Source organism: uncultured Algibacter sp., assembly GCF_947490405.1.
Lineage (GTDB): Bacteria > Bacteroidota > Bacteroidia > Flavobacteriales > Flavobacteriaceae > Algibacter_B.
The window spans coordinates 346,745-373,403 of the sequence record NZ_CANLGU010000003.1; the positions used below are offsets into that span (position 1 = coordinate 346,745).

Consider the following 26,659-nt stretch of genomic DNA (forward strand, 5'->3'; position numbering starts at 1 on the left):
TTCAAGCTGCTATGAGAGCTATAATTTACATGTTCCTGTTTTTTACACTTTATACAAGTGCACAAAAGCCTATAGAAACAACTTCAATAAAAAAAACAGATATAGTATTCGATAAACTTGTAGCCATAGATAATTTTGGAACAATCTTCTATTTGAAAGATGATGTTATTCTAAAAAAAGTAGAGAATACCTTGATTACTTATAATAACTTACAACTTGGTAATATTGCATCTGCAAACGCATTCAACCCTTTAAAAATCAATTTACTTTATAAAGATTTTAATACCGTAATCATTCTTGATAATCGTTTAGCAGAAATATTTAAAATAGATTTTAACAGTTTAATTCCATACAAGAACGTCACTCATATTTCAACTGGGCACGATAATACCATTTGGGTATTTAATCAAGACTTACAAAAGCTAGAATTATTTGATTATAAGAGCAGAACCTCAAGAGCACAAACTGTACCTGTGCAAAGTTCAGTACTTGATTTAAAAAGTAATTATAATTTTTGTTGGTTGCTTACAGAAAACTATTTGTATAAATATAATTACTTCGGGAGTTTAGTTAAAAAAATTAAAAATATAGGGTATACAGAATTAGCTGAAACTAACGGGGATATAATCCTTAAAAAAGAAAACAAACTCTTATACAACAAAAAAAACACAGATAATATTTTTCCTATAAAAACAGGAAATTTGTTAATAAATCAGTTTTTTGTAACCAACGAAACCTTGTATATTTACAACTCTGAATTTTTGCAGGAATTTCAATTAAAAATCGATTAACCATGCACATTGCTATTGCCGGAAATATTGGGGCTGGAAAAACTACGCTCACTAAATTATTAGCAAAACATTACAACTGGGAAGCGCAATTAGAAGATGTAGTGGATAATCCTTACTTAGATGATTTCTACAATCAAATGGAACGTTGGAGTTTCAATCTACAGGTATATTTTCTAAATAGTAGATTTCGTCAGGTTTTACAAATTCGTCAAAGCGGTAGAGACATTATTCAAGATCGTACCATTTATGAAGACGCCCACATTTTTGCACCAAATTTGCATGCCATGGGCTTAATGACTAATCGAGATTTTGAAAACTACAAATCTCTTTTCGATTTAATGGAATCTCTTGTAAAAGGTCCCGATGTTCTAATCTATTTACGTAGCTCAATACCTAATTTAGTTTCGCAAATTCACAAACGTGGTCGTGACTACGAAAACTCAATAAGTATTGATTATTTAAGCAGGCTTAACGAACGCTATGAAGCTTGGATTCACGATTATAAAGGTAAATTACTAATCATAGACGTCGATAATTTAAACTTTGTGGATAACCCTGAAGACTTAGGAAACGTTATTAATACCATAGACGCTGAGATAAACGGGTTGTTTTAATTATGGCGTTACCCAGAAGGGTCGGGCTTTCCATTACTAGTTTTGGCTCGATGCATGCCTCGCCAAAAGCTATCCTTTACAATCCCTAACGCATTTACCAACTTAGGTTATTGCTTTACCAAAAAACATTTTACTTTTTCAAGCAATAAAGCCATTAATCTTAGCATGCTTAATAGCATCACTGGTACTATCAACCAATAAAACAGGAATCTTTGTATAATCTTTATATAAGTTAATCACCCTTAACATTTTCTTTTTATGATTAACACTTCTTAAATAAATAGCCAAAATTCTACCTGGATACATTTCTGCAACTTCCATATAAATATCAGGATCATGTTCGCCACTATCTCCAATTAAAACAAACTCAAGCTTAGGGTACGTCTTTAAAAGATTAATAATCTCTTTTTGCTTTTGAGGTTTTTCGTCTTTCTGCCTTCTAGCAAAAGGTTTAGGAAAATTTCTGAGTATAATAGGTCCTTTGGGAAAATTATTCTTTTTTAAAAAAAATTCTAAATATCGGTATAGGTTCCAAGGACTATGGCTTACATAAAATATGGGGTTTGCCTCTTTCCCTGTTTTACCTTGATGCAGTAAATTATAAAATTCTGGAGCACCTTCCAAAGGCAATCTTTGATCTGCCGAAGTCAACAAAGTATTAATTAAAACACGCCATTTTAATATGGAAGTTAAACCTGTGTGAAGAATCGTATCATCAATATCGCTAATTACCCCAAAAGCTGCTTTATTTGAAGGAATTAACATCTGTCCTGAGAAACGATTATCAGATTGTATGACACGTTTAAGTTGCTCTTCACGATATGAAAACTCTAATTGTATCCACCCTTCTTTATTTGCATAAACACTTATATCTTCAACCTGTTCATCTATTAGAAAATAACCTCTGTTATCTGTTTTCGCATAAAATGTTTTCTCTTTTCCAATTTTTACACTAAGCGCTGTATACTTTATTTCATCAGTCTCAAAACGTTTCCACGCATTAATAAACAACTTAAATGCACCGCGCTTTTCTAAGTTTATACTTTCATCCTCTAAAGCTCTCCCTCTTAAATACAAATGGTTTTTAGTGCCATAGGTTTGAAAACCTATGATTTGAAGTGGGTCTTTTTTAAACATTAAAACAGCATTATTTTTTCAATTTAAAAATACAAAAAACCACGCTTTGTAGCGTGGTTTTATATCATCTTAAAAAAGTAAAAGGTTTTAGTTTACAACCGCTTCCTCTAACTCTTTTACAATCTTTTTTGTTTCAACAATAATATCTCTACCATCTTCTTTTAAAGCATTAATATTGGCTTTAACTTCTGCTTCAGTACCTTCAAAAGTTTCATAAGCTGTTGATAATTCTCCATTTTTAGTGGTAACTGTTGTAACAACTGCTTTTGTAGTTCCATCATCATTTTTTGTCATTTCTACTTTAACTTCTTTTAAAACTTCTGCCTGTTCTGTTGCATTAGTAGTATCAGCATAAGCCGTTAAGCTATCCGCAGAAATAGCGATACTTGGTGCTATAACTAAAGCTACAACAGACATTAATTTTAATAAAATATTTAAAGAAGGGCCTGAAGTATCTTTAAAAGGGTCTCCAACAGTATCACCAACAACAGCTGCTTTGTGTGCATCTGTTCCTTTTCTACCTTCTTCTTCTATAGTTTTCTTAGCATTATCCCAAGCACCACCAGCGTTAGACTGGAAAATTGCCATAAGCACACCACAAGTAGTAACACCAGCTAAAAGACCTCCTAACATTTCTGCACCTCCTAAAAAACCAACAGCAACTGGAACAGCAATAGCTAATAAACCAGGTAATACCATTTCTTTAATAGAGGCTTTAGTTGAAATATCTATACATTTTCCATAATCTGCAACACCATCAGCTTCATCAAATATTTTTCTTTGTTCTGCAGTCGCTTTTGTCATATCCGAATCAACTGCTCTCATAACTTCTAAAGCAGCTTTTAATTTAGGAATATCTCTAAATTGACGACGAACTTCTTCAATCATTGCCATAGCTGCACGCCCTACAGCATTCATTGATAATGCAGAAAACACAAATGGCAACATACCACCTATTAATAAACCAGCCATAATATCTGGTCTAGACACATCAATTGAAGTTACATTAGCTGTTTTCATAAACGCAGCAAATAATGCTAAAGCAGTTAATGCTGCAGAAGCAATAGCAAATCCTTTTCCAATAGCAGCAGTTGTATTTCCAACAGCATCTAATTTATCAGTACGCTCTCTAACTTCACTTGGCAATTCTGCCATTTCAGCAATACCTCCAGCATTATCACAAATTGGTCCGTAGGCATCAACAGCCAATTGTATTCCTGTATTTGCTAACATACCTACTGCCGCAATAGCAATACCATATAACCCTGCAAAATGATGAGACACCATAATAGCAGCAGCAATTAAAAGAATTGGGATTGCTGTACTCATCATACCAACACCCAAACCAGAAATAATATTCGTTGCAGCCCCTGTTTCAGATTGCTTTACAATAGATAATACAGGCTTTTTTCCTGTTGCAGTATAATACTCAGTTATTTTACCTACTGCTAAACCAGCTACCAAACCAGCAATAGTTGCCCAAAACACACCCATAGATGTGTATGTTGTTCCTGCATCAACCCATGATTCTGGTAACATACCATTAATTATAAAATAAGATGCTACTAACATTAAACCGGCAGAACCAAATTCTCCAATGTTTAAAGCTGTCTGTGGGTTTCCACCATCTTTAACTCGTACAAAAAATGTTCCTAGAATAGACATTACAATACCTACCGCTGCAAGCACTAGAGGTAAATAAACAGCGCCTAAACCATCAAAAGCTCCTTGAAACTCTGGTAACGTTGCATAAATAGCTCCTAATACCATAGTACCAATAATTGATCCTACATATGATTCGAATAAATCGGCTCCCATACCAGCAACATCACCTACATTATCACCTACATTATCAGCGATTGTAGCAGGATTTAATGGATGATCTTCTGGAATACCAGCTTCAACTTTACCAACTAAATCAGCTCCAACATCGGCAGCTTTAGTATAAATACCACCACCAACACGAGCAAATAAAGCAATTGAAGAAGCACCAAGAGAAAAACCAGAAAGTACATTAAGAATTTCTCCTATTTCCCAGCCTTGTCCACTATATATCATGAATAAACCACTCAGTCCTAAAACACCAAGACCTACAACACCTAAGCCCATAACTGCACCTCCAGCAAAAGCAACTTCTAATGCGCGACCTAAAGAGTGTCTTGCAGCTTGTGTGGTTCTTACATTGGCTTTAGTTGCTACTTTCATTCCTATAAATCCAGCAAGTGCAGAACAAATAGCACCTACAATAAATGAAACAGCTACCATCCCGTTAGAGCCTTCTTCCGCATTTCCTTTAAAGTATAACAGAACCGCTACTGCAGCAACAAAAACTGCTAAAACTTTATATTCGGCTTTTAAAAAAGCCATGGCACCGTCAGAGATGTTTTTAGCAATTCGTGCCATTTTAGCTTCTCCAACGTCTTGCTTAGAAACCCAAACATTTTTAATAAATACAAACGCTAAAGCCAGAACACCAAAAAGCGGTAAAAATTTTACTATTAATTCCATATTAGTTAGTTAATTTTAATTAATTATTTTTTTAACTCGACCAAAATATGAAAATATAAGTGATAAAAAAAGCCTACATAAATTAAAGATAATATATTTAATAAGCCATTAAATTATTATATTAATAATACTATGACAATTATTAGTTTTTAAGTTCTTATCGATTGAATTTTAAAATAACTTTTAAACTATTAAATAGATATTATTAATACTAAAAAAGGTAAAAACAAAACAACACATAAACAAAAAACCACCATAATTATATATGGTGGTTTTTTATAATTTACAAGAGAGCAACTAAATTGTAAATGTTCTCTTTTTCTTATGCTCACTATTATTATAGCGTTCTATACATTCGTGGTAAATTTTAATAGCTTCTTCAGCATTTCCCCATCCGCCTGTATCTACTTTTTTCTCTTCTAAATCTTTGTAAACCTGGAAAAAATGTTCAATTTCCTTTAGTCTATGTGGATTCAAATCTGAAATATCGCTTCTTTTACTCCAAACAGGATCAGAAACTGGAACACAAATAATTTTTTCATCTGGTCCTTTCTCGTCTGTCATATGAAAAACACCAATGGGTCTCACTTCCATTACCACCATGGGATAAGATGGTTCTGTTGAAAGTACTAAAACATCTAAAGGATCTTGATCTAAAGCTAAAGTTTCGGGTACAAATCCATAATCCCCTGGATACATCATTGAAGAAAACAAAGTTCTATCAAAACGAATTTTATGTAATGCAAAATCATATTCATATTTATTTCTACTTCCTTTTGGGATTTCAATTAAAACATCAAATGTTACCGTTTTTTTCTTTTTATTACTCATTTCAATATATTTTAATCTATAACTTAGGTTTATTGTTCATTAATTTAAGATTGCAAATGTACAGAACGCTTTAACCTTAAACAATTATTAAATAAAGCTTAATATTCTTTTCACATAAGTATAATTTTAACATATTCAAATTGAATAATTCCTACAATCTCAACTCATTATTTGTTATATTGTGCATGACTAACTTAAATAATTAATTAATCATGCGTTTAACAATTTGTTTTCTTCTTTTTTCATTAAGTATTCAAGCTCAAAATCAACCCTGGAAAGGTAAATTTGAGCCCATCGATAATATGATTTCTCCTCCAAACGCTTACAGGTCTGCTAGTGGTGCTCCAGGAAGTGCCTATTGGCAACAACGAGCAGACTATAAAATTAAAGCCATTCTGGATGAAAAGAATAATACTATTACAGGTGAAGAAACTATAACCTATTACAACAACTCTCCTGATGATTTAACTTACGTTTGGATTCAATTAGAACAAAATGTAAATAAAAAAGAGAATGAGGATTTTGGTAGCATCAATAACAGAATGCGAGATTCTATGACAACTAGACAATTACAATTTTTAACTAGGGCTATAGATTTTCCTGCTGGTTATTCTATAAAATCTGTAAAAGATGGTAATGGAAAAAACATAAAAACCATGGTGAATAACACCATGATGAAAGTAAAACTAAATAATGTCTTAAAATCTGGGGAAACTACCAAACTATCTATAAGTTGGTCTTACCCTATTACAGATAGAAGCATGTATCTATTATCCAGAGAAGGTTATGAATATTTCCCAGAGGATGATAATACAGTGTATTTAATTGCACATTGGTTCCCAAGAATGGCTGTTTATAATGATACTGAAGGATGGCAAAATCAACAATTTCAAAAATTGGGAGAATTTGCTCTAGAGTTTGGTGATTATGAAGTTGAAATTACAGTGCCTGAAGATCATATTATCGCCTCAACAGGAACATTACTAAATCCTGAATCTGTTTTAACCAAAACACAACGTAAAAGATTAGAGCAAGCTAAAAAATCTTTTGACAAACCTGTTATGGTAATTACTAAAGAAGAAGCAGAGGCTAATGAGAAACAAAAATCTACAAAACAAAAAACTTGGAAGTTTAATGCAAAAAACGTTAGAGATTTTGCATTTGCCTCTTCAAGAAAATTTATGTGGGATGCACAGGCTGTAAAACTATCATCTAATAATGTTATGGCCATGTCATTTTATCCAAAAGAAGGTTTGCCGGTATGGCAGGAAGAATCTACCAAAGCTATCATGCATGGTTTACAGGTCTATTCTGAAGCTACCTTTGATTATCCTTATCCTGTTTGCATCTCAGTGAACACTTCTAATATAGGTATGGAATTTCCTATGATTAGTTTTAATGGAGGACGACCAAAAAATGGAAAAATTAGCGATGGTGCTAGGCAAGGAATGGTTGGTACAATAATTCATGAAGTTGGGCACAATTGGTTTCCAATGATTGTGAGTTCTGATGAGCGCAAATGGATGTGGATGGATGAAGGTTTAAACACCTTTTTACACCAACGTACAGTTGCTGAACGTTACCCTGGCTGGAATAGTGTTACTCCAAAATCTATTGTACCGTTTATGAGTGGAGACAAGAATATATTAAGACCCATAATGACGAATTCTGATAATGAATTATTATCTCAATTTGGCGCAAACTTCTATTTAAAACCAACTGTTGGCCTACAAATATTAAGAAACTCAGTTATGGGGAAAGAGCTCTTTGATGAAGCTTTCAAAGAATATGCTAACCGATGGAAATATAAACACCCAAACCCTGCAGACTTATTTAGAACTTTAGAGGATGCATCAGCAACAGATTTAGATTGGTTTTATAGAGGATGGTTTTTTTCAACGGATAATGTTGATATGGAATTAAGCAATGTAAAATGGTTTAAGGTTTATGAGCAAGACACTAATATTGAAGATCAGAAAAGTAAATCGCAAACAAAAATAGCTGCAAATGGCAATAATGCCGAAGAAGCCTCCAAAGACTTCAGTAATGGCCCCGAAGTTATTACCATGACATCGACTCCAGACAATTCATATGGTCAGTTTTTATCAAGGCTAGACGAACCCGCTTTAAGAAAGCAAGTATCTGGAAAAAACATTTATGAAGTTACTATAAAAAACCTTGGTGGATTAGTAATGCCTGTAACCATTGAATGGGTATTTACAGATGGCACCAAAGAAATAGATACATTGCCAGCCGACATTTGGAGAAGAAATGAATATGAAATTCAAGAAACTTTCATTAAAGACAAAGAAGTTAAGCAAGTAAATCTAGATCCAAATTTCGAATTTGCTGATACAAATATGGATAATAATACATTCCCAAAAAGTGAATCAGTTTCTGAATTTGATGAATTTAAAACCAAAAAAAATAAGCCTTAAGTAAAATTCTTAAGGCTTATTGATAATCAACTCAAACTAAACTAAACTAAATTTTATTTTTATTTATTATTAAATTATATTTCGTTTCCCTAAGCAAATATAGCACACACTATTAATATATTTTTATTTATATTTTTTATGTAATACATAAACTACACTTATGTATCACATAAAAAAGCAAACGATAATTTTTGCTATATGGCTTTCAATACATTGAAAAAATTTTTTCTATTAACACTATTTTTTTGTTTTAAGTTTAATGCTGAAGCGCAAAACAAATCTGAGATAAACACCATATTATATATAGGAAATAGTTTAACATATACCAATAGCCTTCCTGTTTTAATACAAAAGAAAGCTAAGTATTCTGGATATAATATAAATTTTGAAATGGTTGCATTACCAAATTATGCATTTTCAGACCATTGGAGAGAGGGAAAAGTTCAAAAACTTATTTCTAGTAAAAAATTTGATATTGTTATCATTCAACAAGGACCTTCTTCACAATCCAAAGGAAAAAACACCCTTATTAACTATGGAAAAAAGTACAAAGAACTCTGTAAAGAAAACAATACCCTTTTAGCCTATTTTATGGTATGGCCATCATTACAATATTATGATACATTTGATGATGTTATTAAAAACTATGAACTAGCAGCTAAAGAGAACAACGCTATTTTATGCCCTGTTGGAAAAGTTTGGAAGACATATTTCGATAAAACCAAAAAATTTGATTACTACAGTGAAGATAGTTTTCACCCATCAAAAAAAGGGACTACTGTGGCGGCGCAAGTTATTTTTAACTCACTAAGAAAATACTTAAAATAAATATTTTAACAATAAAAACAGGTTCTATTTTTGATAAAAACATAGTATTTTTATAAGAAATTCCTTATATTTGATTACCCAACCAACCTATACAGTGTATGAGAATCAATTTCTCTATAATTGTCTTACTTTTCAGCTCGACACTATTCTGTCAAAACACATCTTGTCTTGAATTTAAAACAGGTAAATATATATATTCAAATCCTGAATATACCAATTGGACAATTACAAGAACAGATAGCACTCAAATAGAAACAAATAACAAAACGGGTATTGAGATTATAAGCACCATTGATTGGATATCTGATTGTAGTTATATTTTAACTTGCAAAAGCGTATCTACCACAAACTTAACAAACATTATAGGTAAAGTGTTTCATGTGTCTATTACAGAAACATCTAAAGAACGTTACAAGTGTGTGTCTAAACGCAATGATGTTCAACCCAAAGACCTATTTTTAGAAATGATAAAAATAAAATAGCTAGAAAACCTACTACAAAATAAGTATATATACGTATTTGATTTGAATGTTTATAGCAATATATTGCACTATAAACCAATGCATTATGATACGCCTCAACTTAAAACCTTCAGTTATAAAAAATTTAAACTTCAACAAAAAAGACAAAACACTAGAAATAGAATTTAAGCATCATATCAATACAGCACAGCATATTAATATTCCTTTAAAAGTTATAAAAGATTATGTAGAAGCTCTAAAATATGATGATATTCTATCAGAGGATAGCGAGTCTTTTGAATCTTACCTAAAAGTAGTGCATTCTAATTTTAGAAATTAATCCACACGTTCAATTCTAGCACCAATAGCTCTTAAGCGTTCATCAATATTTTCATACCCTCGATCAATCTGCTCAATATTTTGAATAGTAGAAGTTCCCTTTGCCGATAATGCAGCAATTAATAACGATACACCTGCACGAATATCAGGCGACGTCATGGTTGTTGCTTTTAATGTAGATTTATAGTCATGACCTATTACAGTTGCACGATGTGGGTCGCAAAGAATAATTTTTGCTCCCATGTCTATCAATTTATCCACAAAGAATAAACGACTTTCAAACATCTTTTGATGGATTAAAACACTTCCTCTAGCCTGGGTAGCAACAACCAAAATAATACTTAATAAATCTGGTGTAAATCCTGGCCAAGGCGCATCAGAAATCGTTAAAATAGAACCGTCAATAAAACTCTGAATTTCGTAACCATCAGTATGAGCAGGAATATAGATATCATCACCTTTTCTTTCAACCGTAATACCGAGTTTTCTGAATGTTTCAGGTATTAAACCCAAATCTTCCCAGGATACATTGGTAATGGTCAATTCACTTTTTGTCATAGCGGCTAGACCAATCCAACTTCCTATTTCAATCATATCAGGAAGCATTCTATGCTCTGTTCCACCTAAATTAGCAACACCATCAATAATTAACATATTAGAACCAACACCACTAATCTTGGCGCCCATTCTGTTTAGCATTTTACATAGTTGCTGTAAATAAGGCTCACAAGCCGCATTATATATAGTAGTTTGTCCTTCAGCTAAAACCGCAGCCATTAAAATATTTGCAGTCCCTGTTACTGAAGCTTCTTCAAGCAACATATAAGTTCCCTTAAGTTTTTCAGCTTCAACACCATAAAACTGTTCTTCTTTGCTATACCCAAATTTAGCTCCCAACTTAATAAGACCCTCAAAATGCGTATCTAAACGGCGTCTACCAATTTTATCACCTCCTGGTTTTGGAATATAACCTTTACCAAAACGTGCTAAAAGTGGTCCAACAATCATGATAGATCCCCGTAAACCGCGACCATCAATTTTAAATTGATCAGATTCTAAATATTCTAAATTAACGTCATCGGCTTGAAACGTATAAGACCCTTTACCGATTTTCTCTACTTTAACACCAAGCTTTTTTAATAAACTAATTAGCTTATTAACATCAACAATATCAGGTATGTTATTTATTGTTACACGTTCTGGAGTTAATAAAACAGCACATAAAATTTGTAATGCTTCGTTTTTGGCACCTTGCGGTTGAATTTTCCCTTTTAAACGGTGACCACCCTCAATTTTAAATGTTCCCATGCTTATTTAGTAGCGTTTTCTTTGGCGGTTATTAGAATTTTTCTTGTGGTGCTTCTTATTATTATTGTTATTGTTGTTGGAGTATTTCCCCTTAGTTCGAAGCAAACTAGAAGACTCAGATAAATCTTCATCAGAGTTTTTCAAATTTATTTTCCCTCCAGAAAGTTCAAATAAATGATCAAAAATCACATCATCCTCAACGGTATCTTTATTCCAATTTAAAAAACACTTTTTCATGTGGTTTGCTATGGTATAAAGCAGAGCTTCTTTTAATTCTCCTTCTTCCCAAGTATTAGCTACATCAATCATAGTTTTAATATTGTTTCCGTAAAAACGATATTTTGGATGATTCTGCGGGTATTTTAAAGGTTCTGGACGCTCTTCAAACAGTTCTTTTGTAGGCTTTTCATAAGGAGAATCTACATCCAACTCAAAATTAGCCATTATAAAAAGTTGATCCCAAAGTTTATGCTGAAAATCTGGAACATCTCTTAAATGTGGTTGCATATTTCCCATCACAGAAATTATAGCCTTAGCCACCTTATTACGTTCCTCTTTAGTTTCTATAGTTTTAGCATGATTAATCATTTTTTGCAAATGACGCCCATATTCGGGAATAATTAAATGTTCACGCTCTGTGTTATATTCTAAGTTATCTATCAAAATAAATGTGTAGAGTTAAATGTTTTACACGTAGTTCTTGTGCCTGCGCAAAATACAAAAAAAAACTAAAGACTAATTACGCCTTCTACTTTTTCTGCCACTTCTTTGTATTTTTCAATTACTGCATCTGGGTTTTTCATTCTCACGTTTATAGAAACGCTTGTATACTTACCGTTTTTCGATTCTTTTGTCTCAATTACAGCACCTAAATGATTAAAAATAGAAGCAATATCCTTAATCTTCATCTTATCAGAAATCACAATAAATTTGTACAAATACTCGGTAGGCCATAGTGCCGTATCTTGCAATTGCGTTTTTAATTTCTTGTAAAACTCTTCAGAATTTGGAGGTGTGCTCATAAATGTAAAAATAAAGTGCAAATATACGGCTCCAAAATACATTTTAAAATATTAAGTAATTAATTATTTGGGCGCTACCCCAAAAAAGGGGTCTGGCTTTACGCTATATCTTTTTCTCGTGCCTCAAAAAAGGATGCCGCTTCAATCCTTAGCGCACAAACCTGCCAACAAAAACATAACCAAAAGTCACTACATATTTGCATTAGTTTCTACTCCACTTTTTTTTCAACATATAAATACCGATTTTTACAGCAAATATTTAAGGTTGAGCACAAAAAAAATAGTCATCACTGGAGGACCAGGTACTGGAAAATCTACACTAATCAATAACCTGATAGAAAAAGGACACATTTGTCTTGAAGAAATTTCACGTCAAGTCACCCTCGATGCCCAAAAACAAGGTATAGACCAATTGTTTTTAACCAACCCATTACTATTTAGCGAACTCCTATTAAAAGGCAGACAAAAACAATATATCGATGCAAACATCTATAAAAACCAAACCGTTTTTTTCGATAGAGGTATTCCAGATGTATTAGCATACATGGATTATATTGGAGATGCTTATCCAAAAAACTTTGTACAAGCCTGTAAAAATTCAACATACAACAGTGTATTTATTTTAAAACCCTGGGAAGCCATCTATAAAAGTGATAACGAACGTTACGAAAATTTTGAGCAAGCTTTAAAAATACACGACCATTTAGTAAACACTTACCAAAACTACAATTATGAGTTAATTGATGTGCCTTTTGACACGGTAGAAAACCGAACAAACTTTATTCTCAAAACACTAAACATGTAGTATGGCACACCCCATTAACATATTAGAGCGTTATTGGAAGTTTACTAGTTTTAGGCCAGAGCAAGAAGCCATAATCAATTCAGTGATTGAGGGCGAAGATACTTTTGTTCTGCTCCCAACAGGTGGCGGAAAATCATTATGTTTTCAAATCCCAGCATTAGCTAAAAAAGGCATTTGTATTGTGGTATCGCCGCTTATTGCACTCATGAAAGATCAAGTGCAAACCTTAAACAACAAAGGCATCAAAGCCATGACCATTACAAGTGGTATCAGTTATAAGCAATTAGACACGTTATTAGACAATTGTATATATGGCAACTATAAATTTCTCTACCTCTCGCCAGAACGTTTACAACAAGAACTCGTTCAAGATAGGATTAGACAAATGCATGTTAACCTCATTGCAGTAGACGAAGCACATTGTATCTCACAATGGGGAAGCGATTTTAGGCCAGCATACAAAAACATAACCATATTAAGGCAACTACAGCCTAGTGTAAATGTGGTAGCCTTAACAGCTTCTGCAAAACCAGATGTAGTACAAGACATTGTAAAAGAACTCGATTTTATAAACCCAAAAATCTTTAAGCAATCGTTTTTAAGACCCAATTTGGCATACATGGTGTTTCATGAAAACGATAAACATCATCGTCTTGAAATCATCTTAAAAAAGAATCCCGAATCGTCTATTATATATGTTAGAAACAGAAAACTAACCTTAGAGCTTAGTGCGTTTTTAAACTCAAAAAACATTACAGCAACCCACTATCATGGTGGACTCTCAAATATTGAGAAAGACACCAACATGTTGGGGTGGTTAAACAACCAAAAACAAGTTATGGTCGCTACTAATGCCTTTGGTATGGGTATTGATAAGCCAGATGTAAAAACAGTTATACATTTAAACTTACCAGAAAGTATAGAAAGTTACTTTCAAGAAGCTGGTAGAGTTGGACGAAATGGAGAAAAAGCCTTTGCCTTAATTTTAAAAAACGATAGTGATAAAGCGTTAGTTAAAAATCAATTTTTAAGTGTTTTACCAGATGTAGATTTGGTAAAACAGGTGTATAGAAAACTCTGTAGCTATTTTCAAATTTCTTATGGAGAGGGTGAATACCAAACCTTCGATTTTGATTTCAACACTTTTTGTAAAACCTATAATTTTAGCTCAATTTTATGCTATAATGCCATTTTGTTACTAGACAGAAATAGCATTATAAGCTTATCCAAACAGTTTAAAAACAAGGTTACTGTCCAATTTACAACATCAAATAATGTACTTTTTAGATATCTAGAAACACATGATAATATAAGTATTATAGTAAAATCCATTTTGCGCTTGTATGGAGGTATTTTTGATCATGTTACCAAAATAGATTTATCTAAAATATCCGAAAAAGCTTCGGTTACAGAACACACTATAATTCAAACACTTAAAAAACTAGAAAGCGATAAAATTATTGATTTAAGCTTAGCAAAAACCGATGCACAAATTACGTTTTTAGAACCGCGAGAAGATGATAAAACCATCAACAGAATTGCCTCTATAATAAACCAACAAAACAAACTAAAGCAACGCCAAGTTAAGGCAATGCTTGATTATATTGAGGATGATTCGGTTTGTAAAAGTATGCAACTCCTCGCCTATTTTGGAGAAAAAAAATTAGAACCTTGTGGTGTGTGTTCTGTTTGCATAAACACAAAAAGGAAAAAGAAGCCACAAGATTTAAAAAGTGTAAAAAAAGACATCATTCAATTACTAGAAAAAGGAGAACAATCTTCCAGAGCCATAGTAGCCCATTTAGATTGTGAAGACAAGGATATAAAAACGGTTTTAAAGCTCTTATTAGAGCACCAAATTATTAGCATTACACCATCAAACACCTATAAATTAAGTCATTTATAAAATATAACATGACTTGACTTTGTAAAAAATTCAGCTACCTTCGTTTAACATCGGATATAAAACACCTGTGCTGAACTTGTTTCAGTATTAAAACGACGCATATCCGTAAAAACACTGTGTATAAGTGCTGAAAAAAACCTGAAAAACCAAAAATGAATAGATTAATAACAAAATTAAACTCTGTCTTACCTATTTCATTAGAAGAACAAAATTTAATAGAAAATAATATTAATTTAGAAACTATTAATAAAGGTGAAATTTATTCTGAACGCGGGAAAATTTGCCAAAAATTGGGTTTCGTATTAGATGGTGTGTTTAAAGTTGTTAGAACAAACTCTAATGACGATGAATTTATACAATATTTTACTACAGAAGGACATTTTGCTGTAGATATAGACAGTTTTACTAATAAAACACCATCAAAAGAATACATTAAGGCTTTAACAAGGTGTTCAGTCCTAACAATAACAGACAACTCTTTCAAATTATTTGAAGATAAAATTGTTAATTTTTCTAAAATAATAAGTTTAATTAAAGAACAAGCATTACTTGAAAAATATAACTTAAAAAGTGAAATGTTTGTAGATGACGCACTAACAAAATATAATAAATTATTACAACGACACCCATCAATAATTCAACGTATTCCTCAAAATCAAATTGCGTCTTTTTTAGGGATCACTCAATATACTCTTAGTCGAATAAGAGCAAAAAAGTAATTTTTTGTCATAGAGCAAACTTTTTGTTTTTTTATTACTCTAGTTTTATTCTAAATTAATAAAATTAGATAATGACCAAATTAAAAAATAAAACAGCAATAGTTACAGGTGCTTCAAAAGGTATTGGAGCTGAAATAGCAAAAGCAATAGCAAGAGAAGGAGCAAAAGTTATCGTTAATTATTTTTCAGACCATAACGGAGCTGAATCTGTTGTGAAAACGATTAAAAAAAACGGAGGTACTGCAATAGCTATAAAAGCTAACATCACAAAATCAGAAGATGTAAAAAATCTATTTGAGCAATCCAATAAAGCATTTGGAAATCTTGATATACTAATAAATAATGCTGGGGTATATAATTTTGAACCCATAGAGGTTGTTACCGAAAAAGAATTTTACCATCAATTTAGCAACAATGTTTTAAGTACAATAATTTGTATTCAAGAGGCATTAAAAATTTTCAATAAAAATGGTGCCAGCATTATAAATATTAGCTCTATTGCAAGTGTTAAACCTACACCTATGTCCGTAGTTTATTCTGCTAGTAAAAGTGCTGTAGATTCTATTACTCAAACATTATCAAAAGAATTAGGTGCAAAAAACATTCGCGTAAATTCAATTTTGCCTGGTCCAACTCAAACAGAAGGAAATCAAATTGCAGGAACAGAGATAGAAAATTTTGTAGTCGCAAACACTTCATTGGGGAGAATTGGACAGCCTAAGGACATCTCTGAATTAGCTGTCTTTTTAGCTTCCGATGATTCTTCTTGGATTACAGGGCAAAAAATAGGTGTTTCAGGAGGTTTTGAATAAAAAAATAAACAATGATAAAATCAACAGTAAAAGAAATAAAAGAACGTTTTGATAATGATGTCGAAAGATTTTCAAATCTAGATACTGGTCAAGTAGCTACAATTGATGCAAAAATATCTCTTGAACTTTTAACCGAAGCTTCTAAAAGAATTGTACCTAATGCTAAAAACTTATTAGATATAGGTTGTGGAGCAGGGAATTATAGTTTGAAAATGTTAACTAAAATAGCTAACTTAAACTGTACTTTAGTTGATTTGAGCAAACCTATGTTAGATAAAGCAAAGGAAAGAGTCTCTGCCAAAACCAACAATAAAGTAGAAACTATCCAAGGAGACATTCGTGAAGTAGAGTTAAAAGAAAAAAGTTTTGACATTATATTAGCTGGAGCAGTATTGCACCATCTACGAGATGACAACGACTGGGAAACTACTTTTAATAAACTATATAATTTACTTAAACCAGGGGGATGTTTAATGATTTCAGACTTAATAACTCAAGAAACTAATACTGTTAATGAATATACTTGGGAACGCTATGGCGATTATCTAGAAAGTATAGACGGAAAGGAATACAGAGATAAAGTTCTAGATTATGTAGAGAAAGAAGATTCACCTAGGTCAATGACTTATCAGCTAGAATTAATGAGAAAAGTAGGTTTCAAAAAGACTGAAATTTTACACAAAAATATGTGCTTTGGTGCGTTTGGAGGTATTAAATAAAAACCTACACACAACAATGTATAAAAAACATAGGGCATTTGGTACTTAATCGAATGTCCTTTTATTTTTTAAAGTCGCCAAATATAAAATATAGCATTTTCAACAAAAAAGATAAAAGCAAAATATTATATTTGGCTAAGTAATAAACCCAAACGATAGTGCTTTTCACCTGCCCTACGTTTCTTATACTGAACGCTAAACGAAACTCTCCAAAAATTAAAAAAATCCAAATAAAAAACAGAAGTTTGCAGATATGCCCGCGTTAGGGATAGTAGAGGAAAGCCCACAGCTTTTTCGCCTTAGCGCAAAAGCGAGGACTTGTAACGGATAGCCCGCCCCCTTTTCGGGGTAACGCCCAAATTTTAAAATATAAAAATAAATGAAAAAATTAAGAATTGTTTTTATGGGTACGCCAGATTTTGCGGTGGCTACTTTAAAAACTCTGGTAGAACATAATTATGATATTGTAGGTGTAATTACGGCTCCTGACAAACCTGCTGGACGTGGTAGAAAACTTAATGAAAGTGCTGTAAAAAAGTATGCAAAATCTCAAGACTTAAATATTTTGCAGCCTACAAACTTAAAAAACGAAGATTTTCTTGAAGAATTAAAAGCGTTACGTGCAAACCTACAAATAGTTGTAGCTTTTAGGATGTTACCTAAAGTGGTTTGGCAAATGCCAGAATTTGGGACGTTTAATTTACACGCTTCGTTATTACCTAACTATAGAGGTGCGGCACCAATAAATTGGGCTATTATTAATGGGGAAACAAAAACTGGGGTTTCAACTTTTTTTATTGATGAGAAAATAGATACTGGCGATATGATTCTTCAAGAAGATATTGACATTAAACCAGATGAGAATGCTGGGAGCCTACATGATAAACTCATGGCTATTGGTAGCCAATTGGTTTTAAAAACGGTAAAATCTATCGAGGAAGGTGATGTAAAAACGATACCTCAAACTGAAACGAAAAACATAAAAACGGCTTACAAACTTAATAGAGATAATTGTAAAATTGATTGGACGGCTTCTATTGATCACATTTATAATCATATTCGTGGACTATCGCCTTATCCTGCTGCGTGGTGTACATTAATTAATGGAGATGATGATTTAGATATTAAGGTATATAAAGTTGATAAAGAATTGGATAATCATGCTCTAAGCAATGGGACTATTGTAGCATCAAAAAAAGAATTAAAGGTTGCCGTAACAAAAGGTTATATAATTATTAATGAAATTAAGCTTCCGGGGAAACGTGCTATGGATGTAAAATCGCTGTTAAATGGTTATACCTTTCATGAAAATGCTAAAATGCTCTAAACCCTTACCCCTGTTGATATTGACAAAAAATCGATAAAAAGCACTTCCTTTATTAACAAATGTCTCAAGTTATCAACAAAACTGTGTTTTTCCCTTGCCTGTACTTGCGTGATTGCATAATCCGTATAAATTTGTAAAGGATTTAACAAAAATGTTTAACCGATTTATTAATAATTAAATTTTATATTATGAACAAAACAGATTTAATCGACGCAATGGCAGAACACGCTGGAATTACTAAAGCAGCTGCAAAAAAAGCATTAGAATGTGCTTTAATTGAAATTGAAGGTTCTTTACAAAAAGGTAATAGAGTTTCTTTAGTAGGATTTGGTTCTTGGTCAGTGTCTAAAAGAGCAGCAAGAGAAGGAAGAAATCCTCAAACTGGTGCTACAATCAAAATCAAAGCTAAAAACGTTGTTAAGTTTAAAGCTGGATCTGATTTATCAAGTGCAGTAAACTAATTAATTAGTTATTATACCATATAAAAAGCTTCCATATATTGGAAGCTTTTTTTATATATTTTACTTTGAGTTGCATTTTTAATAAATAAATATTAGATTTAATTATTAATTCCTCAAAAAACATGGTTACAACAAAACCCAAAAAAGGAGATTTATTAATCGCTGAACCTGCAATTATAGGTGATGTTTCATTTAATCGTTCTATCGTTTTGCTTGCTGACCATTCTGATGAAGGTTCTATTGGTTTTATTCTTAACAAGCCTCTTGAATACAATATAAATGATTTAATCCCTGAAGTTGAGGCCACTTTTAAGGTATACAACGGAGGCCCTGTGGAACAAGACAACTTATACTTTATTCATAAAATACCACACCTTATTCCAAATAGCATAGAAATATCTCTAGGTATTTTTTGGGGTGGAGATTTTACAAAAGTTGCAGAACTTATTAAAAACAATACCATAAAGGAAAACGATATTAAGTTTTTCTTGGGTTACTCGGGTTGGGAATCGAGTCAGTTAGAGAATGAGCTAAAAGCAAGTTCTTGGGTTGTAACTGAAAATATTTACAAAAAGAATATCATAGAAAAAGACTACGAAACATTTTGGAAAGAAAAAATGCTTGAGTTTGGAGGCGAATACAGCATCTGGTCTAATGCTCCAGAAAACCCTAGTTATAACTAAGTTAATCTTATTTTTACATTTAGCTTCTGAAGTATAGTCTTACTTGTAGAATTACTGAATATCTTTTTTCTATACTTACTAACGGGTTGAATGCCTGTGATTACATTTGTTATAAATAATTCATCAGCTTTTTGAATTTCAAACGGAGAGATAGAATCTTCAACTAACTCAAATTCTGGAGTTTTTTCAATAATACCTAAAACTTGAGTTCGCATTACTCCTTTTAAACACCCATCACTTAAAGGAGCTGTTTTTATCTTATTGCCTTTTACCAAAAACACATTACCATTTAAGGCCTCAACAACCTGTTTATTGGTGTTTAATAACAAGCAATTATTCAAACTATTTTCTTTTGCATAAATGCTAGCTACAACGTTTAAAGCCTTGTTATTCGTTTTTAAAGTTGAAAGCAAACTTGGAGACACATAATAATCTTTGAATAAGTCAACTTCATAAAAATCTTCATTCAATAAATAAAAGTCTTCAGATATAGGTTTTACTGAAATCACAAAATTAATATGATTTGTTTCTGGAGTATATAAACCACCCTCTTTTCTGTGTACTTGTAGCTTAATTCTTGATGACACCTGAGATAATGAATTAGCCTCTATGGTTTTGTGAATTTCACTTTCTAAAAATTCCATGGTAAAGTTCATAGGAATTTCCATGCGCATAATACGCATTGAAGCTATTAATCTAAAATAATGATCTTCCCAAAATAATATCTTTCCATTTACTACTTTGATTGTTTCAAACAAAGCATCTCCATAAGCATAACCCCTATTGGCTATGGAAACGTGAGTATTATTCTCTAAAATAGAGCCATCAAAATTTATCATAAAAAAAGTCCGCTACTTTAATACGTTAAGCGCGGACAAATATAAGATTAAAATAGGTTTTAATTATACAGAACCTAGTACTTGTTTTAAATCTGAAATTTGATTTTCCCAAAGCATTTTTGCTTCATCAACCTCATCATCATCAGCAAAATCTGTAACCATTAAAGAGACATCTTTAGTGATTTCATCTACTTGAATTCTAATTTCAAAATAGCATGATAAATCATCTTCTTCATCAGCCAACCATCTAAACTTAACACGCTCTCCACTTTTCTTACTTAATAATTTTGCCTGTTCTTCGCTATCATCCCAAATAAATGTAAACAACTCTCCACGAGAATTTACATTATCTGAGAACCATTCAGATAAACCAGACGGTGTAGATATGTATTGATATAATAATTGTGGTGAAGCATGAATAGGAAATTCTATTTCAAATTTAACTTTGTCGTCCATTATTTGTTTTTAAAATTAAGCGTTGCTCAATATATACATTAATTGATAAGATTTACAATTATTTTTCATAATATTTTGCACAAGTTATGTTTGCGCACTTTAAATTTGTTGTTATATTTGCAACCTCAAAATGGCGAGGTAGCTCAGTTGGTTAGAGCGTCGGATTCATAACCCGGAGGTCGGGGGATCGTGCCCCCCTCTCGCTACTAAAAAGCCAAGAATTTAATTCTTGGCTTTTTTAAATTCCAGGAACTACCAAGATTTTATTTTTAATATTTTTAAAAGCGCTAGTAACCATATTAAACTTCTTTTTTAGACTTTTAAATTTCTTCTAAATGTATAGCTTATTTGTTACTTTTATTACTCATTCACAGCCCTTAAAGCTGCTTTCATAAAGCCCATTGCATAAGCCATACCTGCGTACCAAGAACCATCACAACTCATTTGCGGTGTATGGTCGGGAATTAAAATGCCTTCAAAATTATTCTGTTTTAAAATTTCTAAAATTTTAAACATATCAATATCTCCTTCATCCACAAATACCTCTTTATAATTAGGTACCTTACCTACTACATTTCTAAAATGGATATAAGCAATTTTATTTTGTTTACTATACTGATTTGTTGCTTCGTAAACGCTGCCATCTGTCATTTCTGCTATGGTGCCTAAGCAAAATTCAAGATTATTACTTTCACTGGGTTGCATGTCTATAAGACGCTGATACATATCTGGTTGATAAACCAATCGCGGTGTGTTTCTAACATAGGGCATTGGTGGGTCGTCTGGGTGTGCCGCCATTTTCACACCCGCTTTTTCTGCAACAGGTATAATTTCATCTAGAAAATACTGCAACCTTTCCCATAAGGTATCATGAGATACGCGTTCTACTGTTCCTTCCGGAGCATTTTCATCATAGACCATGTTCCAAACCATCCCATTAGGAATAGGGGTTTCATCTACTGAACCTTCCATCCCAACAGAAACAGCGCCTCCTCTGGCAAATGGTTTTTCAACTCTACTAGAGACGCCTGCTAAAGAAAAATTGTATCCAAAAACAGGTATTCCTGCTTTACCAACAATACGAATCTGCTCTTTAACCAATTCTATTTGTGCTGCTTTTTTCGGGCCATCCAAAAGAATATCATGCCAAATAGAAGGGTCGAAATTTTCTATAGCATACCATTCCAAACCATGACTATTTATCTCTTTTTTAATTTTAAGAAGTTCTTCTAAAGTCCATAGCTCGCCATTACCTGCTTTACCCCAACCTCTATCGCCTCCAATAGGTTGGTTGGCGTTAGATTTACTGTTGTCTGCATTACCAAAATAATCTACCATGTGTACCACTAAATGTGTAGCACCACATTGTTTTGCAAACTTATAATGCTGTTCATTGAGCATGTGACGGTATAATCCAAATCCTAGTTTCATCTTATACTATTTTTGTTTTAAAAATGCTTTAATCTCTTCATCTGTATAGCTACTAAAGTGTTTCAATATCTCTTCGGCATGTTGATTTAATAATGGCGCTGGTTTATCAATTTTTTGTGGTGTATCACTAAATTGAACAGGAAAACCTGTAGTTTTCACTTTACCTATCGTAGGATGTTCATATTCTAAAATCATGTTGTTGTGCTGTATCTGAGGGTCTTCTACCATCTCTTTAAAACTATTAACTTGGGAACACCAAATATCTTCTGCTAGCAATATATCTAACCATTCGGTAGTAGTTTTTGTTTTAAAAATAGCATTGAAGTCATTACGAATCTCATCCCTTCCTTCTATAATATTATTTGAATCGAATGCTTCATTATCATACTTATCCAAACGGATGACCTGGGCTAATTTTCGAACAGAATTCATGCCTATAGCAATATAGCCATCACTTGTATCGTACAATCCATATGGCGCTCCAAGCCACGGATTTGGAATACCACTTTCACTACGTTCAGGATTTTCGCCTTTGTGTAAAAACGCCGTAATTTCCTGAGTATGAAATCCTACTGCCGAACTCAATAAATTAGCTTCTATTTTCTGTCCTTTTCCTGTAACGCTGCGTGAATAAATAGCTGCCAAAATCGATTGTACAATAAATAAACTCGTTAATAAATCTGCTTGTCCAACGGCAGTCACTACGGGTAAATCTCCTTTTCTTCCATTTAGAAATGGCCCACCACTAATAGATTGTGCCAGTAAATCTTGCCCTGGTCGTTTTAAATAAGGGCCAGATGCACCGTAACCCGAGCTTGAACAATACACCAATTTGGGATTTAATACTTTCATATCTTCATAGCCTAATCCCAAACGCTCCATAACGCCAGGGCGAAAATTTTCTAGAAGGATATCCGCTTTGGCAATAATATCTTTTGCTATTTGTTTGCCCTCATCCGTTTTCATATCGAGGGCAATACTTTTTTTATTTCTGTTGAAGCTAATAAACGAAATACTCTCGCCTTTTGGATACAAATTCCCATACGCATAATGCCTTAACCAATCGCCTTTTGGAGGCTCTATTTTTATGATTTCCGCACCCATGTCTCCTAACATCTGTGTTGCCCAAGGGCCTTGTGCTAATTGTGAAAAATCGGCAACAACTAATCCTTTTAATGGTCCGTTTTGTTCCATAGTTATTTTTCTGATTTTTTTATAAAACTTTGAATGGCCTGTTGTGCTTCATCATGCAAAAACAATTTTTTAACGGTGCGTGCTTCATTGTTTATGCGTTCTTCAAAAGGGGTTGCCGTAGTACTCAAGTTTACCAAGCGTTTCAACTGCGCAATAGACTGCCGTGGTCTTCTAGATAATTTACTCGCGTAATCCATAGCCTGAGAAAGAAAGTCATCATTTGAAAATATGACGTTAACAATACCCCAATTGTTTAAGGTTTTAGCATCGTATTGCTCTCCTAAAAACAGCATTTCCTTAACACGGTTTACGCCTATCTTTTGAATCAATCGTTGTGTGCCACCACCACCAGGAATTAATCTTAAAAACACTTCTGGCAACCCCATTTTGGCATCTTCTGAAGCTACAATCATATCACAAGACAAGGCAATTTCAAAACCACCCCCTAGCGCAAAACCGTTTACGGCGGCAACCCATGGTTTTGATGCATGTTCTATAGCATCATACAATTGCATTCCTTTTTCCTGAAACGCATCAAACTCTTCAGCAGTTTGACTGCCATATTCTTTAATATCGGCTCCAGCCATAAACGCTCTTCCTTCTCCGGTTATGACAGCGACGTTTACTTTATTATTTGAATTGATCCATCGGATACCTTCAACAATTTCATCCATCATCAAGCGATTCATGGCATTTAATTGACTTGAACGATTAAATTTCAAGACAGCTATTTTATCTATAACTTCAATTTGTATCGTTTTAAATACTTTCATTTATTAAATCGATTTATAAAATTCGTTTAAATCTTTCATGATAATTTCAGAGCTTATATTTTTCAATATCCCTTCATGGATAATATCTGCACCTTGCTCTTGAAATTGATTCCATCCTGGATGTTGTGGGCGTATATAAGCGTTTTCAATGGTTAACTTAGTGTCTTTAAAAAAGTTATTACACAGCACGTTGTTCTCTGCATTTTCCCAAGCAATTTTACTTGCGGGTTGCCCTCCATTTAAAGTAAAAACACCTTTTTGAATAGCTGCACTTGCGGCATACATCACAAAATTTGCAGCTATTGAAGGGTGCTTACATAAAGCTGACACTGCTAGTCCTACACCTCCCATTATTGTTGACACGTTTTGTTGCCGGCCAACTGGACTATTGGTGAAATGCACGATGTTTTTGGTGTAATTTTTTCGGGAATAGTTGGTGTATCCAAATAAGTACGGTGAATAAATGATTTCATCTTCATTACCCATTTTGTATAATATTTGAATAGGATTCCAATTTAAAGACTCTGGATGACTATGCGTTGCATGAAACTTTATATCGTCTAATGCCTCCACTCCAACTTGCGTGTTTATATGTTTGTTTTGAATAAAATCTTTACCATAATTCTGAGCACAAAGGCTTAGAAATGTACACCAGATATCGGTTGGACATAGTGCCCATGCTACTGAAAACTGTGATGGTAATTTTTTATAAAACGCTTTGAGTTCGTCACGGTTTTTTGGCAAGTTTAAACCTGTATTTTTAAGAAGGTCTTTTCTATATGAAGCCACCAAAGCCGCTGCATCTATTGGTGTTGCATAAAAACAACTGTTATAATTATAAATATCATAGCATTTGCCTAAAACGTCAGCTTTTAATATTTGCAATTCTTCTGATGGAATACATGTTTCCAATTTAAGTAACAATCCATTTTTATCGGCTTGCCCCATGTAAGGATGGTCAATAGTTATAAAATCGTACTTATCGATTAAATCTTCTATAGGCGTATCTCCAAATTCTTTTAAAGAGCGAACATCCCATTGAATATTTACCTTGGGATTTGTCTTTTTAAATGCTTTAGTTGTTGCGATTAAGGGTTCGTAACCTCTTGGATGATCCCACGCAATGCCTTTTAATTCAATCATTTTAGATTGCTTTACTTGTGTTTTACAACCAGCAAATATTTACTGGTGTTTGTACTTCTAATTTTGATTTCTCCTGTAGCAGTCCATTTTTTGGATTGATTTGAAATACCGCCAATGTATTCGAATCTTGATTTGCTGCTATGAGCCAGTTACCCGTTCTATCAATGTTGAAATCCCTTGGTGTTTTACCTAGAGTGGATTGATGTTCGACCAAACTCAATTGTTTAGAAGTATTATCAATTCTGAATATTGTAATCGTTTCTGAACCTCGATTTGAAGCATACAAAAACCTCCCATTTGGATGTATTCTAATCGCAGCGCCGCCAATAGCTCCCGTATGATTTTCTGGAATAAAACTTAGTTTTTGTACGATTTCAGGTTTACTTCCTCGTAAGTCAGCCACAGAAATTTCTCCTGTTAATTCCCCTAATATATAAGCAAAACCTTCGGTGTTATCCATAACCATATGTCTTGAACCGCTACCCTTCTCAATTGTAATATCAAGATTTGGTTTAGCCTCCCAAGCTTTAGAAGTGTTATTTAGTTGATAGGCTATGGCAGTATCTAAAGTTAGGTCTACGCCATACATTTTATCTTCTCCAAAAGGGTATATCATATGGGCATGTGCAGCTTCCTGTCGTTCTGTATTAGGTCCTGTACCCTTGTGTTTAATCTCTTGTGAACAAGGGGCTAAACTCCCATCGTTTAGAATTGGAAAAGACAATAAATTTCCTGAAACATAATTAGCCAGTACCAACCTATCTTTAATAATAGCTAAATGGCATGCATAATCGCCATCTATTTTTTGTGAGTTTAAAAGTGTTAATGCCCCATCTTTTTCAATTTTATACGCATACACTTTAGGATTTAAATTTTCAAACATTTCCTCAAGAGCATAGAGATATTTTTTGTCTTCAGAAATGGTTAGATAACTGGGGTTACGTTGTTTTGTATAATGCAGGTTTTTAATTTCTCCTGTTTCAATGTTTAATTGAAAGCATCCTATACCAGCTCCTGTTGGGTTTTCGGCAGGTGCGCCTGCTTGTGTGTAACTTCCTGTATAGAATATTGCCTTATTTTTTAGCATTATTGTTATGAGAATTGATTCTATTAA

The 26,659-nt window shown here is 33.0% G+C and carries 27 protein-coding genes and 1 tRNA gene; 15 read left to right on the forward strand and 13 right to left on the reverse strand.

Annotated features, from left to right (window positions below; all coding sequences use genetic code 11):
* The first annotated feature begins 11 nt into the window (after positions 1-11).
* Positions 12-791 (forward strand): hypothetical protein, encoded by a 780-nt coding sequence (locus Q0772_RS09335; protein WP_298343398.1) that lies wholly within the window; start codon positions 12-14, stop codon positions 789-791.
* 2 nt (positions 792-793) lie between these two features.
* Complete coding sequence (locus Q0772_RS09340) at positions 794-1,405, forward strand: deoxynucleoside kinase (RefSeq protein WP_298343400.1); 612 nt, start codon at positions 794-796, stop codon at positions 1,403-1,405.
* A 138-nt stretch (positions 1,406-1,543) separates the two neighbouring features.
* On the opposite strand, the gene Q0772_RS09345 is transcribed toward Q0772_RS09340, so the two are convergent.
* From Q0772_RS09345 to Q0772_RS09355, 3 genes are all read right to left on the reverse strand, one after another.
* Positions 1,544-2,542 (reverse strand): phosphatase domain-containing protein, encoded by a 999-nt coding sequence (locus Q0772_RS09345; RefSeq protein WP_298343402.1) that lies wholly within the window; start codon positions 2,540-2,542, stop codon positions 1,544-1,546.
* An 87-nt stretch (positions 2,543-2,629) separates the two neighbouring features.
* Positions 2,630-5,050, reverse strand: coding sequence for a sodium-translocating pyrophosphatase (locus tag Q0772_RS09350; RefSeq protein WP_298343404.1), 2,421 nt, complete (start codon positions 5,048-5,050; stop codon positions 2,630-2,632).
* A 297-nt stretch (positions 5,051-5,347) separates the two neighbouring features.
* Complete coding sequence (locus tag Q0772_RS09355) at positions 5,348-5,881, reverse strand: inorganic diphosphatase (RefSeq protein WP_298343408.1); 534 nt, start codon at positions 5,879-5,881, stop codon at positions 5,348-5,350.
* Between the two features lie 212 nt (positions 5,882-6,093).
* On the opposite strand from Q0772_RS09355, the gene Q0772_RS09360 reads away from it, so the two are divergent.
* From Q0772_RS09360 to Q0772_RS09375, 4 genes are all read left to right on the forward strand, one after another.
* Entirely contained in the window at positions 6,094-8,319 is a 2,226-nt protein-coding gene (locus Q0772_RS09360) for a M1 family metallopeptidase (protein WP_298343412.1), read from the forward strand.
* Positions 8,320-8,517: 198 nt separating this feature from the next.
* Positions 8,518-9,147, forward strand: a complete 630-nt coding sequence (locus Q0772_RS09365; RefSeq protein WP_298343415.1) for an SGNH/GDSL hydrolase family protein — start codon at positions 8,518-8,520, stop codon at positions 9,145-9,147.
* 98 nt (positions 9,148-9,245) lie between these two features.
* Positions 9,246-9,629 carry a hypothetical protein gene (locus Q0772_RS09370; protein WP_298343417.1) on the forward strand — a complete coding sequence of 128 codons (384 nt, stop codon included), beginning with the start codon at positions 9,246-9,248 and terminating at the stop codon, positions 9,627-9,629.
* An 85-nt stretch (positions 9,630-9,714) separates the two neighbouring features.
* Entirely contained in the window at positions 9,715-9,948 is a 234-nt protein-coding gene (locus Q0772_RS09375; RefSeq protein ID WP_298343420.1) for a hypothetical protein, read from the forward strand.
* Here Q0772_RS09375 and murA read toward each other — a convergent pair.
* From murA to Q0772_RS09390, 3 genes are all read right to left on the reverse strand, one after another.
* Positions 9,945-11,255 carry a UDP-N-acetylglucosamine 1-carboxyvinyltransferase gene (gene murA / locus Q0772_RS09380; RefSeq protein ID WP_298343422.1) on the reverse strand — a complete coding sequence of 437 codons (1,311 nt, stop codon included), beginning with the start codon at positions 11,253-11,255 and terminating at the stop codon, positions 9,945-9,947. The genes Q0772_RS09375 and murA overlap by 4 nt on opposite strands.
* Before the next feature lie 6 nt (positions 11,256-11,261).
* A complete protein-coding gene (locus Q0772_RS09385; protein WP_298343425.1) occupies positions 11,262-11,918 on the reverse strand; it encodes a DUF4290 domain-containing protein in 657 nt (218 codons plus the stop codon).
* A 65-nt stretch (positions 11,919-11,983) separates the two neighbouring features.
* Entirely contained in the window at positions 11,984-12,277 is a 294-nt protein-coding gene (locus Q0772_RS09390; protein WP_298343428.1) for a DUF493 family protein, read from the reverse strand.
* 265 nt (positions 12,278-12,542) lie between these two features.
* Here Q0772_RS09390 and Q0772_RS09395 point away from each other — a divergent pair, with 265 nt between their 5' ends.
* The 8 genes from Q0772_RS09395 to Q0772_RS09430 all read left to right on the forward strand — a co-directional run bounded on the left by Q0772_RS09395 (position 12,543) and on the right by Q0772_RS09430 (position 19,709).
* Positions 12,543-13,082, forward strand: a complete 540-nt coding sequence (locus Q0772_RS09395) for an ATP-binding protein (protein WP_298343430.1) — start codon at positions 12,543-12,545, stop codon at positions 13,080-13,082.
* Position 13,083: 1 nt separating this feature from the next.
* A complete protein-coding gene (locus Q0772_RS09400) occupies positions 13,084-14,988 on the forward strand; it encodes a RecQ family ATP-dependent DNA helicase (RefSeq protein WP_298343433.1) in 1,905 nt (634 codons plus the stop codon).
* A gap of 152 nt (positions 14,989-15,140) precedes the next feature.
* Positions 15,141-15,707 carry a cyclic nucleotide-binding domain-containing protein gene (locus tag Q0772_RS09405; protein ID WP_298343437.1) on the forward strand — a complete coding sequence of 189 codons (567 nt, stop codon included), beginning with the start codon at positions 15,141-15,143 and terminating at the stop codon, positions 15,705-15,707.
* A gap of 71 nt (positions 15,708-15,778) precedes the next feature.
* A complete protein-coding gene (locus Q0772_RS09410; RefSeq protein WP_298343440.1) occupies positions 15,779-16,519 on the forward strand; it encodes a glucose 1-dehydrogenase in 741 nt (246 codons plus the stop codon).
* An 11-nt stretch (positions 16,520-16,530) separates the two neighbouring features.
* Positions 16,531-17,238, forward strand: coding sequence for a class I SAM-dependent methyltransferase (locus tag Q0772_RS09415; protein WP_298343443.1), 708 nt, complete (start codon positions 16,531-16,533; stop codon positions 17,236-17,238).
* 379 nt (positions 17,239-17,617) lie between these two features.
* Positions 17,618-18,565, forward strand: a complete 948-nt coding sequence (gene fmt / locus Q0772_RS09420; protein ID WP_298343445.1) for a methionyl-tRNA formyltransferase — start codon at positions 17,618-17,620, stop codon at positions 18,563-18,565.
* Positions 18,566-18,753: 188 nt separating this feature from the next.
* The gene (locus Q0772_RS09425) at positions 18,754-19,026 is read left to right on the forward strand and encodes an HU family DNA-binding protein (RefSeq protein ID WP_298343448.1); all 273 of its coding nucleotides are present in this window, start codon (positions 18,754-18,756) and stop codon (positions 19,024-19,026) included.
* 122 nt (positions 19,027-19,148) lie between these two features.
* Positions 19,149-19,709: a YqgE/AlgH family protein gene (locus Q0772_RS09430; protein ID WP_298343452.1), complete on the forward strand. Its 561-nt coding sequence runs from the start codon at positions 19,149-19,151 to the stop codon at positions 19,707-19,709.
* On the opposite strand, the gene Q0772_RS09435 is transcribed toward Q0772_RS09430, so the two are convergent.
* Together Q0772_RS09435 and Q0772_RS09440 are read right to left on the reverse strand one after the other, a co-directional pair.
* Positions 19,706-20,548 carry an aminotransferase class IV gene (locus Q0772_RS09435; protein ID WP_298343455.1) on the reverse strand — a complete coding sequence of 281 codons (843 nt, stop codon included), beginning with the start codon at positions 20,546-20,548 and terminating at the stop codon, positions 19,706-19,708. The two genes, Q0772_RS09430 and Q0772_RS09435, sit on opposite strands and share 4 nt — an antisense overlap.
* 63 nt (positions 20,549-20,611) lie before the next feature.
* Entirely contained in the window at positions 20,612-21,004 is a 393-nt protein-coding gene (locus tag Q0772_RS09440; protein WP_298343458.1) for an START-like domain-containing protein, read from the reverse strand.
* Between the two features lie 132 nt (positions 21,005-21,136).
* On the opposite strand from Q0772_RS09440, the gene Q0772_RS09445 reads away from it, so the two are divergent.
* Positions 21,137-21,210 (forward strand) — tRNA-Met (locus Q0772_RS09445).
* A 154-nt stretch (positions 21,211-21,364) separates the two neighbouring features.
* Here Q0772_RS09445 and Q0772_RS09450 read toward each other — a convergent pair.
* From Q0772_RS09450 to Q0772_RS09470, 5 genes are read right to left on the reverse strand one after another with little or no spacing between them, the layout of a single operon-like run.
* Entirely contained in the window at positions 21,365-22,435 is a 1,071-nt protein-coding gene (locus tag Q0772_RS09450; protein ID WP_298343461.1) for a mannonate dehydratase, read from the reverse strand.
* 6 nt (positions 22,436-22,441) lie between these two features.
* Positions 22,442-23,629, reverse strand: coding sequence for a CoA transferase (locus Q0772_RS09455; RefSeq protein ID WP_298343464.1), 1,188 nt, complete (start codon positions 23,627-23,629; stop codon positions 22,442-22,444).
* A gap of 2 nt (positions 23,630-23,631) precedes the next feature.
* Positions 23,632-24,402, reverse strand: coding sequence for an enoyl-CoA hydratase/isomerase family protein (locus tag Q0772_RS09460; RefSeq protein ID WP_298343467.1), 771 nt, complete (start codon positions 24,400-24,402; stop codon positions 23,632-23,634).
* A 3-nt stretch (positions 24,403-24,405) separates the two neighbouring features.
* Entirely contained in the window at positions 24,406-25,545 is a 1,140-nt protein-coding gene (locus Q0772_RS09465) for an ABC transporter substrate-binding protein (RefSeq protein ID WP_298343470.1), read from the reverse strand.
* A 22-nt stretch (positions 25,546-25,567) separates the two neighbouring features.
* A complete protein-coding gene (locus tag Q0772_RS09470; protein ID WP_298343473.1) occupies positions 25,568-26,632 on the reverse strand; it encodes a lactonase family protein in 1,065 nt (354 codons plus the stop codon).
* Between the last annotated feature and the right edge of the window lie 27 nt (positions 26,633-26,659).